The organism is Microbacterium sp. NPDC080220, assembly GCF_040686395.1.
Classification (GTDB): domain Bacteria; phylum Actinomycetota; class Actinomycetes; order Actinomycetales; family Microbacteriaceae; genus Microbacterium; species Microbacterium gawkjiense.
Genome location: NZ_JBFBOP010000006.1, coordinates 105,679 through 117,452, shown reverse-complemented (window position 1 = coordinate 117,452; position 11,774 = coordinate 105,679). Strand labels below are relative to the sequence as shown.

The following is an 11,774-nucleotide window of genomic DNA, read 5'->3' as shown; positions in this document are numbered from 1 at the left end:
AGTGGTGGGTCAGTTGGACTTCGCGGTGATCCACACCGAGATGCCGATCAGCGTGCCGATGCCGAAGATCCAGATGAACAGGCCTTCGGAGACCGGTCCGAGCGAACCGAGCGTGAACCCACCGACGGGTTCGCTCTTCTGCAGGTACATCAGGGACGAGATGATGTCGCGCTTCTCGTCGGGCGTGATGGTCATGTCGTTGAAGACGGGCATGTTCTGCGGGCCCGTGACCATCGCCGCGTAGATGTGCAGCGGGCTGGTCTCGGTGAGCGCGGGAGCGTACTTGCCCTCGGTCAGAGCACCACCGGCGGCGGCGACGTTGTGGCACATCGCGCAGTTGATGCGGAAGAGCTCGGCGCCCTGGGTCAGGTTGCCCTCGCCGTCGAGGGTGCGCTCGTCGGGGTAGGTGGGTCCGGGGGCGACGGACTGCACCCAGGCGGCCATCGCCTTGATCTGGTCCTCGGTGAACTGCGGCGACTTCTTCGGTGCCTGCGGACCCTGGTTCTGCAGGGGCATACGGCCGGTCGCGACCTGGAACTCGACGGACAGCTCCCCGACGCCGTAGAGCGAGGGGCCGTCGGGCGTGCCTTGGAGGTTGAGGCCGTGGCAGGTCGCGCAGTTCGCCTGGAACAGCTTCTTGCCGTCCTCGACGGTGAGCGTGGACGTCTCGGTCGACGTCGTCGACGCCATGGCGGCGGACGCACCGGCGTAGATGCCACCCGTGAGCAGCAGGCCGACGCCGATCAGAGCGGCGGCCGCCCACTTGCTGCGACGGCCCGTCTGCCGACGCGGGGTCTTGGATGCCATTGAGGAACTCAGCTCCGCTCTGTGTTACCGGATGAAGTAGATGACGGCGAAGAGGATGATCCACACGACGTCGACGAAGTGCCAGTAGTACGACACGACGATCGCGGAGGTCATCTCCTTGCGGCCGAAGTTCTTGACGGCGAAGGCGCGCCCGATGATAAGCAGGAAGGCGATGAGGCCACCCGTCACGTGCAGGGCGTGGAAGCCGGTCGTCAGGTAGAAGGCCGACGCGTAGGAGTCGGCGCTGATGGGCATGCCCTCGGCGATCAGGGTGGCGTACTCCCACACCTGACCCGAGACGAAGACCGCACCCATGATGAAGGTCACGTAGAACCACTCGACCATGCCCCACTGGCGGAAGTTCCAGAGGGATCCGCGACGGTAGGGCTGGAAGCGCTCGGCCGCGAAGACACCGGCCTGCGCCGTGAACGACGACAGCACCAGGATGAGGGTGTTCACCGCGGCGAACGGGATGTTCAGCAGGTCGGTGCGGGCAGCCCACAGCTCCGGCGAGGTGTTGCGGATCGTGAAGTAGATGGCGAAGAGGCCGGCGAAGAACATGACCTCGCTGCCGAGCCACACGATCGTGCCGACGGCCACCGGGTCCGGTCGTTTCACCGAACGCAGTGCCTGGTTGTATTTCGCGGGAGTGGTCGTCACGCTCCCCATTATGGCCGATGTTGGGGGAGGGTTTCGCATTCCTGAAGGTACTCGTCCCTTTCTCCGGCATCGGATCGCGTGATGCACGGGCCGCGAGTCGGCTGACAGAGTGCTGAGTAGGATCGGGAGGCATGGCGGACATGTACTCCTGGCCCGAAATCCTCACCTCGGTGCTCTCCGGTCAGGACCTCAGCGTGTCCGAGTCGACCTGGGCGATGCGCCAGGTGATGCAGGGTGCGGCGACCCCGTCGCAGCTCGCGGCGTTCCTCGTCGCGCTGCGCGCCAAGGGTGAGACCGTCGACGAGGTCGTCGGCTTCCGCGACGCCATCCTCGAAGCGGCCGTTCCCCTCCCGGTGCCGGCCGGGGTGCTCGACATCGTCGGCACGGGCGGCGATCGTTACGGGACCGTGAACGTCTCGACGACCGCATCGGTGGTCGTGGCGGCCACCGGCATCCCCGTCGTCAAGCACGGCAACCGCGCCGCGAGCTCGAAGTCGGGATCGTCCGACGTGCTGGCGGCCCTCGGCGTCGACTTGACGAGTTCGCCCGAACGGGTCGCCGCGGTGCTCGACGAGGTGGGGATCACGTTCGCGTTCGCGTCCGCGTTCCACCCCGGGTTCCGCCACGCCGGTCCCACGCGCGCCGAGCTCGGCATCCCGACCGTCTTCAACTTCCTCGGACCGCTCTGCAATCCGGCGCGTGCCGAGGCCAACGCGGTGGGGGTCGCGCACCTGGACCGTGTGCCGCTCATCACCGGCGTCTTCCGGACGCGCGGTGCGACGGCGCTCGTCTTCCGCGGCGACGACGGCATGGACGAACTCACCACCACCGGGCACAGCCGGGTGTGGGAGATCAGCCGGGGCGACGTCCGCGAGCACGACCTCGATCCGCGTGACCTCGGGATCCCGCGGGCGGAGATCTCCGACCTCGTCGGGGGCGACGCCCCGCACAACGCCGAGGTGGTCCGTCGCGTGCTGCAGGGCGAGTCCGGTCCGGTGCGCGACATCGTGCTGCTCAACGCCGCCGCCGGGATCGTCTCGTACCGGCTGTTCCGGGATGCGGGTGAGCTCCAACGGCCCTTCGTGGAGCGCCTCGCCGAGGCCCACGCCGAGGCGGCGGCGGCGGTCGACTCGGGTGCGGCCGCAGCCAAGCTCGACGCGTGGGTCGCGGCATCCGGGCGCTGAGGCCGACATGGACCCGGTCGAGGCGCTGACGGAGATCGCGGAGCTCCTCGAGCGCGATCGCGCCTCGCGGTACAAGTCGAAGGCGTTCCGCGCCGCCGCGAAGACCCTGGCGGAGTTGAGCGCGGACGAGCGGACCGACCTCCGTGGGATCCGTGCTCGGAAGGGCATCGGCGACTCCACCTTCGCCGTGATCAGCGAGGCGGTCTCGGGCCGCGTCCCCACGTATCTGGCGGATCTCCGGGAGCGCGTGGCGCCGCCACAGGCATCCGCTCTGCGGTCGCAGCTGCGCGGAGACCTGCACGCGCACTCCGAATGGTCGGACGGGCTGACGTCCATCGACCTCATGGTGGAGGCGGCCAGGGCGCTCGGCCACGAGTACCTCGCGCTCACGGACCACTCGCCGCGGCTGCGCGTCGCGCGGGGCCTGTCCGCGGAGCGGCTCCGCGAGCAACTGGCGCTCCTCCCGGGGTTCTGCGACGACGACTTCACCCTCCTCAGCGGCATCGAGGTCGACATCCTCGACGACGGCTCGCTCGACCAGGAGGACGGGCTGCTCCGATCCCTCGACATCGTCGTCGCGTCGGCGCATTCGGCGCTGCGAATGGAGCGCGGTCCGATGACGCGGCGGCTGGTGGCCGCGGCATCCGATCCGCGTGTCGACGTGCTGGGTCACGTGACGGGGCGGCTCGTCTCGGGATCACGCGGCACGCGTCCGCCGTCCGTGTTCGACCCAAGGGCGGTCTTCGAGGCCTGCGCCGCGCACGGGACCGCCGTGGAGATCAATTCCCGGCCCGAGCGCGAGGACCCGCCGGACGATCTGCTCGCCCTCGCGATCGAGGTGGGATGCCTGTTCTCGATCGACTCGGATGCGCACGCGCCCGGTCAGCTGTCGCTGCTCGATCACGGCGCGGTCCGCGCCGAACGCGCCGGTGTGCCCCCGGAGCGCATCATCACGACGTGGCCGCTGGCGCGGCTGCGGGAGTGGAAGGCGTCGCGCTGAGTCAGGCCCGCGCGGACAGCGCCGCCGCGGCGCGCGTGGCGGAGGATCCGAGCGACCACGCCCCCGCGAGCTGTGCGACGGCCGCCTCGTCGGGCGCGGTGATGCGGGTGTCGACCGCGGGGAGGTCGAGGGTGCGGACGACCTCGACGACGCGGGTTGCGACGTCGAGGTAGTCGGCTGCGGCGAGGATCTTGTTCCGCACGCCGGCGCTCATCCCCTCGCCGGCTTCGGCTGCCCGTCGGATGCCGGCGAGGTCGCCGTGGGCGGCGAGGAGCGTCGCGGCCGTCTTCTCGCCGACCCCCGCGACTCCGGGGAGGCCGTCGGACGCATCGCCGCGCATCGCGGCGAAGTCGGCGTACTGCGTCGGGAGGATGCCGTACTTGCTGACGATGACGGCATCCGTCAGTTCTTCGAGCTTGCTCATGCCGCGCCCGGTGTAGATGACACGGACGCCGCGGGCGTCGTCGACGAGTTGGAACAGGTCGCGGTCGCCCGTGATGACGTCGACGGGGATATCGCTGGTCGAGGCGAGCGTGCCGATGACGTCGTCGGCCTCGTGCTCGGGTGCGCCGATGATCGGGATGCCGAGGGTGCCGAGCGCCTCACGGATCACCGGCACCTGGATCTCGAGGGGATCGGGGACCTCCTCGACGTCCGGCGCGGACTGCATCTCCTGCGCGACGCGGTGGGCCTTGTACGACGGGATCAGGTCGACGCGCCACTGCGGACGCCAGTCGTCGTCCCAGCAGGCGACGAGGTGCGTCGGCTCGTAGGTGCTGACGAGCTTGGCGATCATGTCGAGGAATCCGCGCGCGGCGTTGACGGGGCGACCATCAGGCGCCTTCACCGTGTCGGGCACGCCGTAGAAGGCGCGGAAGTAGAGGCTGGCGGAGTCGAGCAGCATGAGGCGTCCGGTCACGCGCTCATCCTCGCATTCAGCAGCCGGGATCGCCGGGGTCTTCGTCGCAGGTCTGCGCGACGAGGGCCGTGTCGACGTCCACGACGCGGATGACGGTCGCGGGTGTGTCGATCTCGAGAATCCCGGGGACGGCGAACCAGCCGCCGCCGGCGTCGGCTTCGGCGACGTAGCGGATCGTCGCGCGGGCCTCGTATTCACCGGGATCGGCGTAGCTGTGGCTGGTGTCGGTGGCGGTGAACTGCGGAACGTCGAGGTCTTGCCAGGACGTCCCGGGGGTCGTCGTCTCGCGGGTGGCGCCGTCGCCGTAGTCGAAGAGGAAGGACACCGGTGTGAATCGGACGGTCACGGGGACGTCGAAGATCTCGCCGTCGACGGTGTGCTCCGTAGCGCCGACGACGAAGTTCGTGGGCATGCCGACCACCCCGAACCCGTCCGGCTCGCCCACGACGCCCGGCGGCGCCGGTGCGAACTGCGCCACGTCGTCGATCGTGGCGGTCGTCGGGTCGGGCGCGGCGGGCGCCGGCGCCGGGTCGGCGGGCTCCTGATCGGCCTGCTCGGCGCCCGGAAGGGGCGCGCTGCCCGGCGCCGTGATCGGAGCCGAGCAGGCGAGATCGAAGGCGCAGTCCTGCAGCCACTGTTCGCGTGTGCGGCCCCCGGGGTAGAACGCGTTCGGGTCGCGCGGCGCGGGCGGGGCGAGGATCGGGGCGCTGCCCCTGCCGCCGTTGTTGTTGGTGTTGCGCGAGGGGGCGCGGGGTGTGTTGGCTTCCGTGCGGGTGGCTTCGATCGATACCGAGGAGCCCCGATTGGTTGCCGAACAGCTTCCGCCGGACCAGCGATCGGAACTGCCACACCCGCCAGCCGCGGAAGCGGGGGAGGTCGCGCCGAAGATAGCGGCGACGACCAACATGAGGCAGATTGCTACTCGCCGCATTTACTGCCGTCCACACCATCGCCGATCGATGCCAGCTTGGACTCTCCGTCGGGAGTCCGCTCGACGGTTGCTGTCTCAGCTCGGAGATCTGGTCGATCCTCCTGGACGAGGCTGTTGCCGTCGGCGTCTTTGAGTTCAACCGCCGACACATCTAGGCAAATCGCCAAGCGCGTCTCAGTGGACTCATGGTCGAGCGGGGTGATGCTGACGATCTTGGTCGCGCCGGAAACCACGGCTCCGTCCGCATGAAGCTGGGAGAAGGACTTCCGGTCGATGTCGTTCAATTCCCCAGTTGTTATAGCGAAGAGCGGCTCGAAGGTCGCGGGGTCGCTGAGGTCGACCTGGTTCAGGGCGTCGACGTACGCGCGGTAGGTCGCTTCGGCGGCGGCGAACGCCTCTTCTTCCGACGCGAACCCGGTCGGCGTGGGGGAGGGCGTCGGGGCGGAGGCGGGAGCGCACGCGGTGAGAGCGGCGGCGAGCGCGGTCGCCGCGAGCAGCGCTGCAGAACGTCGAGCGGTCATGCGACCCACGGTAGTGACCATGCGCTCGCACCCGGTCGGTTCTCCACAGCGCGTAGGCTCGCTGACGTCATCCACGGGGTGGGGAGGGGAACATGTCGTTCGGAGCCGCGGCATCCGCTCATCGAGGGCGTCGACCCGCGCCGGACTCGCTCTGCCCCTGCGGCCGACGGGCGTTCGGCTCGTGCTGCGGGCCCGTTCTCGCCGGCGTTCCCGCCGAGACGCCCGAGGACCTCATGCGGTCGCGGTACACCGCGTTCGCCCTGGGCGACGCCCGGCATCTGGCCGACACCTGGTTCCCCGCGACGCGTCCGGACGAGGTGTCGGTGGATGCCGCGACCACCTGGCTCGGGCTGGAGGTCCTGGGTTCCGAGACGGCCGCCGACGGCCGATCCGGGCGGGTGAGCTTCCGAGCGCGATGGTCCGACGGCGACACCCGGGATTCGGGCGTCCTCGAGGAGGACAGCCGGTTCGTGCGGCGCGCGGGGCGCTGGTACTACGCGGACGCTCTCTGATACCCTGGAGTGTCACACGCGTGGCCCTTGTGCCGCGCCCGCGTGACATCGCACGAACCAACCACCCTGCCGCGATCGGCTGCCGCACGTCCTCGTGCGGACTGGCTCCGTGGCCCGAACACAACACCATCCAAGGACAACCCCCTACATGACTAACGCAACGACCGCCCCGGCCACCAAGCAGGTCGCCATCAACGACATCGGATCTGCTGAGGACTTCCTGGCCGCGGTCGAGAAGACCCTGAAGTTCTTCAACGACGGAGACCTCATCGAAGGCACCGTCGTGAAGATCGACCGCGACGAGGTCCTCCTCGACGTCGGCTACAAGACCGAGGGCGTCATCCCCTCGCGTGAGCTCTCGATCAAGCACGACGTCGACCCCAACGAGGTCGTCAACGTCGGCGACCAGGTCGAGGCCCTCGTCCTCCAGAAGGAGGACAAGGAAGGCCGCCTGATCCTCTCCAAGAAGCGCGCGCAGTACGAGCGTGCCTGGGGAGACGTCGAGAAGATCAAGGAGAACGACGGTGTCGTTACCGGCTCCGTCATCGAGGTCGTCAAGGGTGGTCTCATCGTCGACATCGGCCTCCGCGGCTTCCTCCCGGCGTCGCTCATCGAGCTGCGTCGCGTCCGCGACCTGACGCCGTACCTCGGCCAGGAGATCGAGGCCAAGATCCTCGAGCTCGACAAGAACCGCAACAACGTCGTTCTCTCGCGCCGCGCCCTGCTCGAGCAGACGCAGTCCGAGTCGCGTTCGAACTTCCTCAACAACCTCCACAAGGGTCAGGTCCGCAAGGGCACCGTCTCGTCGATCGTCAACTTCGGTGCGTTCGTCGACCTCGGTGGCGTCGACGGTCTCGTCCACGTCTCGGAGCTCTCGTGGAAGCACATCGAGCACGCATCCGAGGTCGTCGAGGTCGGCCAGGAGGTCACCGTCGAGATCCTCGAGGTCGACCTCGACCGCGAGCGCGTCTCCCTGTCGCTGAAGGCGACGCAGGAGGACCCGTGGCAGGTCTTCGCCCGCACCCACGCGATCGGTCAGGTCGCGCCGGGCAAGGTCACCAAGCTCGTTCCGTTCGGTGCGTTCGTCCGCGTCGCCGACGGCATCGAAGGCCTCGTGCACATCTCCGAGCTGTCGGGCAAGCACGTCGAGCTCGCCGAGCAGGTCGTCTCCGTCGGTGAAGAGGTCTTCGTCAAGATCATCGACATCGACCTCGAGCGTCGCCGCATCTCGCTGTCGCTGAAGCAGGCCAACGAGTCGGTCGACCCCAACGGCACCGAGTTCGACCCGGCCCTGTACGGCATGGTCACCGAGTACGACGAGAACGGCGAGTACAAGTACCCCGAGGGCTTCGACCCCGAGACCAACCAGTGGAAGGAAGGCTTCGACGAGGCCCGCCTCGCCTGGGAGGCCGAGTACGCCGCTGCTCAGGGTCGCTGGGAGGCTCACAAGGCCGCCGTCGCCAAGGCTCTCGAGGCCGAGGCCGCCGCTCCCGCCGACTCGGGTTCGTCGTCCTTCTCGTCCGAGGTCTCGAGCGGTGCCGGCACCCTCGCCGACGACGAGGCGCTGGCTGCTCTCCGCGAGAAGCTGTCCGGTCGCTGATCGACACCACCACGACCGAGGGGTCGGAGCCTTGTGCTCCGGCCCCTCGGCCGTTTCCGGGCGTCTGACGCCGGGGCATCCGGGCCGGTAACGTTCTCCTGTGGCACATGCGGATCAGGACGCGGCTTCCGCCGACCGCGCGCCCGCGCCTTCGCCCGCCCCCGGCGAACGCCCCAACCGGGCGTCGCGCCCGCGCGTGCCGCTGACGGAGCTGCGCGACCGCGTCGTCGCGAACAACCAGATCCTCCTCACCGCGATCGTCGCCGGCATCTTCCTGTCGGGTTTCCCCGGCGGGTGGCTGGCGCAGGCCTCCTCGTTCGCGGCCGGCGTCGTGCTCGTCGTCGTCGCTGCCCTCGCGAGCCTCGCGGTGCCGTGGTCCCGCATACACCCGTCGTGGGTCGCGATCGTCCCCGTGGTGGACATCGTCGCGATCGGACTGATGCGCACCTCCGACGTCCCGGGGATCGCTCTGCTGTGGGCGTTCCCCACGATGTGGCTGTCGAGCCTCGGGCGGATCTGGCTGATCGTGGGCTGCGTCGGATCGATCAGCGCCTACTGGATCGCGCTCGCCCTCGCGCCGTCGTTCGAGTTCACCTGGGGCATCATCGTCCTCCCGGCCGTGGTCATCGCGATCGGTGTCTCCACCTACAACGGCACCCGTCGTTTCCAGGCGCAACGCACCCTCCTCGACAAGCAGAACGTCCGTCTGGCGGCGGCGCTGCGCCACGCCAGCAGGCAGGAGCAGCTGCTCACCGAGGTCCTGGACACCGTCGACTTCGGCGTCCTCCGCATCGGTACCGACGGCGAGATCACGTTCGTCAACGACGCTCTCGGCAAGTTCCAGCAGCGCATCCCGAGTTTCGGGCGCATCGACGCCACCCAGACCATCTACGCCGCCGACGGCGAGACCCCCCTCGCGCCGGACGAGCGGCCGCTCGCCCGCATCCTCCGGGGCGACACCTTCAGTGACCTCGTGGTCTGGTTCCCCGTCTCCGAGTCCCGACGGGCCGCGATCAGCCTGACCGCGCGGCGGATGAAGGATGCCGACGGCCGCCCTGCCGGCATCGTGCTCGTTGCGCGCGACGTGAGCGAGGAGCGCACCGCCCTCAAGGCGCGCGACAGTCTGGTCGCGTCGGTCTCCCACGAACTGCGGACGCCGCTGACCTCGATCATCGGGTACCTCGAGCTCGTCCTCGACCACGACGACCTGCCTCCGGAGATCGCCCGACAGGTCGACGTCGCCTACCGCAACAGCGAGCGCCTCCTCGGGATCGTGTCGGGGATCCTCGCCGCCTCGACGGCGTCGCGGATGTCGGTCGAGGTCACCCTGTCGCCGCAGGAGACCGACCTCGCCGACGTCGTGGGGGCGGCGGCATCCGATCTCGGACCGGTGGCCCGCGACCGGGCGATCCGGATCGACGCGAGCGACCTCGTGCCGACCCCGGCGTTCATCGACGCGGCGCGCATCCGGCAGGTCGCCGACAACCTGCTCAGCAACGCGATCAAGTTCAACCGCGACGGCGGCACGATCACGGTGGGCTCCTCGACCGACGGCCGGCACTCCTGGTTCCTCGTCCGCGACACCGGGATCGGGCTGTCGGCCGAGGACCAGGAGCGGGTCTTCGAGCGGTTCTTCCGGGCGGAGAGCGGTGTGCCGGGAACCGGGCTCGGCCTCGCCATCAGTCGCGAGATCGTGCGGGCGCACGGCGGCGACATCACGGTGACGTCGACCCCGGGTCTCGGGACGACGTTCATGGTCCGCCTGCCCGCGACGGCGGAGATGGCGAGCGACGGCGCACTGCGCTCCGCGGCCGGGGACGGCAAGTGATGACCCTCGATCTCTTCTCGGTGACCGTCATGACGGCGATCGTCGCGCTGACGGCCGCGGGGATCTTCGTCGTCGAGACGCTGCGACGCCGGGACACGGGCGCCGGGCGCCTCTGGGCCGTCGCATATCTCTGCGGCACCGCCACGACGTTCGCCTACATCTCGTGGGCGTCCGGCATCGGCGGCGCCGTGGCCATCGCGATCGGCAACGCCTCCTTCGCGCTCACGCCGGCCTTCATCTGGCTGGGGAACCGCCGCTTCAACGATCGACCCATCGCGCGGCCCGCCGTCATCGTGGCGGTCCTGACCGTCGCGACGTTCGTCGCGACGGTGGTGCGGGTCCCCGTGGACGGCAGCTGGGGCGGGTGGACGGTCATGGTGGTCACCATCGTCGGCCTCTTCGCGGTCGGAGGCATCGAGGCGTTGCGACGGCCCATGGGGCGCGTCGGCAACGCGCGACTGTTCGCCATCGTCCTCCTGGCGGCGGCGGTCTACTACGCCGCACGCCTCGTCGCCTTCGTGTGGAACGGACCGGAGGGCGACTTCTTCACGACCTGGTTCGGATCGGTGTCCGCGAACATCGCGACCGTCGTGCTCACAATGGTCGCCGTCGTCGTGACGTCGATCCTGCGATCGACCAAGAGCGCGACGCATCGCTTCGAGTGGCTGAGCGAGAACGGGGTGGCCGCCGACGGGGTGATGCTCTCGGGAACCTACCGCGACGCCCTCCGCGACGTCGCCGAGCGGGCGAGCTGGCGACAGGATCTGCTGAGCGTCGTCGTCGTGGGGGTGGACGGGATGGAGGAGATGGCGGCGGCCTTCGGAACGGATGCCACGGACGAGCTCGCGGCGCAATGGCGGCGGTCCGTGCGTCGACACGCCCCGGCATCCGCCTTCGTGGGGGAGGACGGCGACGCGACGATGTCGGTCTGCGTCGTCTCCGGGACGGCCGCCGAGGCGCGTCGCCAGGCCGCGGCCATCTACCGGGGCTGCATCGACGACCTCGCCGGCAATCCCACGGGGCTGCTCCCGATCGTCGGCGTCGGTGTCGCGCTGACGGAGACGGTCGGATACGACCCCGAGGTCCTGCTGAACGCCGCGCGTGCCGCGGCGCAGCGCGCGTCGCGCAGCCTCGAGGCATCCGTTCTCTTCGGCGGGATCGAGGACGGCGGCACCGCTCGGGCGTGACGGCGCCGTGGCATCCTCGGAGGGTGACACTCATCGCATTGACCGGCGGCATCGCGTCGGGGAAGTCCACGATCGCGCGTCGACTCGCCGAGCACGGGGCGGTGATCGTCGATGCGGACGCGATCGTCCGCGAGGTGCAGCAGCCGGGGTCGCCGGTGCTCGCGGAGATCGCCGCGGCGTTCGGCAACGACGTCCTGACGGGCACCGGCGAGCTCGACCGACCGCTTCTCGCCTCACGCGTCTTCGGTGACGAGGATGCCGTGCGCCGCCTCAACGCGATCGTCCACCCCGCCGTGCGGGTCGAATCCGCGGCGCGCTTCGCGGCCGCGCAGGCCGCGGATCCGAGCGCGGTCGTCGTCTACGACGTCCCCCTGCTGCTCGAGGCGCGCGCGGAGGACCCCTGGGAGCTCGTCGTGGTGGCTTACGCGCCCGTCGAGCTGCGGCGGGAGCGGCTCGTCTCCCTGCGGGGGATGAGCCCCGCCGATGCGGACGCGCGCATCGCGTCGCAGGTCGACGATGAGCGCCGCCTCGCGATCGCCGACGTCGTCATCGACACGTCGGGGTCGATGGCGCAGACGCTGTCGCAGGTCGACGCCCTCTGGGAGCGCGTCGCCGGCTGACATCC

Annotated in this window: 12 protein-coding genes; 7 read left to right on the top strand and 5 right to left on the bottom strand. The window is 69.7% G+C overall.

Annotated features, from left to right (window positions below):
• Positions 1 to 9 precede the first annotated feature (9 nt).
• A complete protein-coding gene (locus AB0P29_RS10845) occupies positions 10 to 807 on the bottom strand; it encodes a cytochrome c (protein ID WP_253034485.1) in 798 nt (265 codons plus the stop codon).
• A 24-nt stretch (positions 808 to 831) separates the two neighbouring features.
• A complete protein-coding gene (locus AB0P29_RS10840) occupies positions 832 to 1,476 on the bottom strand; it encodes a heme-copper oxidase subunit III (RefSeq protein WP_217531304.1) in 645 nt (214 codons plus the stop codon).
• A 122-nt stretch (positions 1,477 to 1,598) separates the two neighbouring features.
• Here AB0P29_RS10840 and trpD point away from each other — a divergent pair, with 122 nt between their 5' ends.
• Both trpD and AB0P29_RS10830 read left to right on the top strand, forming a co-directional pair.
• The gene (gene trpD / locus AB0P29_RS10835; RefSeq protein ID WP_363379749.1) at positions 1,599 to 2,651 is read left to right on the top strand and encodes an anthranilate phosphoribosyltransferase; all 1,053 of its coding nucleotides are present in this window, start codon (positions 1,599 to 1,601) and stop codon (positions 2,649 to 2,651) included.
• Positions 2,652 to 2,658: 7 nt separating this feature from the next.
• Positions 2,659 to 3,651: a PHP domain-containing protein gene (locus tag AB0P29_RS10830; RefSeq protein WP_363379748.1), complete on the top strand. Its 993-nt coding sequence runs from the start codon at positions 2,659 to 2,661 to the stop codon at positions 3,649 to 3,651.
• A gap of 1 nt (position 3,652) precedes the next feature.
• Here AB0P29_RS10830 and AB0P29_RS10825 read toward each other — a convergent pair whose 3' ends face one another.
• From AB0P29_RS10825 to AB0P29_RS10815, 3 genes are read right to left on the bottom strand one after another with little or no spacing between them, the layout of a single operon-like run.
• The gene (locus tag AB0P29_RS10825) at positions 3,653 to 4,570 is read right to left on the bottom strand and encodes a 5'-3' exonuclease (RefSeq protein ID WP_363379746.1); all 918 of its coding nucleotides are present in this window, start codon (positions 4,568 to 4,570) and stop codon (positions 3,653 to 3,655) included.
• A gap of 16 nt (positions 4,571 to 4,586) precedes the next feature.
• Complete coding sequence (locus AB0P29_RS10820) at positions 4,587 to 5,477, bottom strand: hypothetical protein (RefSeq protein ID WP_363379745.1); 891 nt, start codon at positions 5,475 to 5,477, stop codon at positions 4,587 to 4,589.
• An 11-nt stretch (positions 5,478 to 5,488) separates the two neighbouring features.
• A complete protein-coding gene (locus AB0P29_RS10815; RefSeq protein ID WP_363379743.1) occupies positions 5,489 to 6,022 on the bottom strand; it encodes a hypothetical protein in 534 nt (177 codons plus the stop codon).
• Between the two features lie 92 nt (positions 6,023 to 6,114).
• Here AB0P29_RS10815 and AB0P29_RS10810 point away from each other — a divergent pair, with 92 nt between their 5' ends.
• The 5 genes from AB0P29_RS10810 to coaE all read left to right on the top strand — a co-directional run bounded on the left by AB0P29_RS10810 (position 6,115) and on the right by coaE (position 11,769).
• A complete protein-coding gene (locus AB0P29_RS10810; protein WP_363379741.1) occupies positions 6,115 to 6,534 on the top strand; it encodes a YchJ family metal-binding protein in 420 nt (139 codons plus the stop codon).
• A 148-nt stretch (positions 6,535 to 6,682) separates the two neighbouring features.
• The gene (gene rpsA / locus AB0P29_RS10805) at positions 6,683 to 8,134 is read left to right on the top strand and encodes a 30S ribosomal protein S1 (protein ID WP_064002307.1); all 1,452 of its coding nucleotides are present in this window, start codon (positions 6,683 to 6,685) and stop codon (positions 8,132 to 8,134) included.
• Between the two features lie 100 nt (positions 8,135 to 8,234).
• Positions 8,235 to 9,962, top strand: coding sequence for an ATP-binding protein (locus AB0P29_RS10800; RefSeq protein WP_363379740.1), 1,728 nt, complete (start codon positions 8,235 to 8,237; stop codon positions 9,960 to 9,962).
• Positions 9,962 to 11,149 carry a diguanylate cyclase gene (locus AB0P29_RS10795; RefSeq protein WP_363379738.1) on the top strand — a complete coding sequence of 396 codons (1,188 nt, stop codon included), beginning with the start codon at positions 9,962 to 9,964 and terminating at the stop codon, positions 11,147 to 11,149. Before AB0P29_RS10800 ends, AB0P29_RS10795 begins: the two co-directional genes overlap by 1 nt.
• Positions 11,150 to 11,172: 23 nt before the next feature.
• Positions 11,173 to 11,769, top strand: a complete 597-nt coding sequence (gene coaE / locus AB0P29_RS10790) for a dephospho-CoA kinase (protein ID WP_363379737.1) — start codon at positions 11,173 to 11,175, stop codon at positions 11,767 to 11,769.
• The last annotated feature ends 5 nt before the right edge of the window (positions 11,770 to 11,774 follow it).

Bases quoted from the DNA above. Each gene is read 5' to 3' on its own strand.
- AB0P29_RS10845 (WP_253034485.1), bottom strand. From the start codon at position 807: ATGGCATCCAAGACCCCGCGTCGGCAGACGGGCCGTCGCAGCAAGTGG.
- AB0P29_RS10840 (WP_217531304.1), bottom strand. From the start codon at position 1,476: ATGGGGAGCGTGACGACCACTCCCGCGAAATACAACCAGGCACTGCGT.
- trpD (WP_363379749.1), top strand. From the start codon at position 1,599: ATGGCGGACATGTACTCCTGGCCCGAAATCCTCACCTCGGTGCTCTCC.
- AB0P29_RS10830 (WP_363379748.1), top strand. From the start codon at position 2,659: ATGGACCCGGTCGAGGCGCTGACGGAGATCGCGGAGCTCCTCGAGCGC.
- AB0P29_RS10820 (WP_363379745.1), bottom strand. From the start codon at position 5,477: ATGTTGGTCGTCGCCGCTATCTTCGGCGCGACCTCCCCCGCTTCCGCG.
- AB0P29_RS10815 (WP_363379743.1), bottom strand. From the start codon at position 6,022: ATGACCGCTCGACGTTCTGCAGCGCTGCTCGCGGCGACCGCGCTCGCC.
- AB0P29_RS10810 (WP_363379741.1), top strand. From the start codon at position 6,115: ATGTCGTTCGGAGCCGCGGCATCCGCTCATCGAGGGCGTCGACCCGCG.
- rpsA (WP_064002307.1), top strand. From the start codon at position 6,683: ATGACTAACGCAACGACCGCCCCGGCCACCAAGCAGGTCGCCATCAAC.
- AB0P29_RS10795 (WP_363379738.1), top strand. From the start codon at position 9,962: ATGACCCTCGATCTCTTCTCGGTGACCGTCATGACGGCGATCGTCGCG.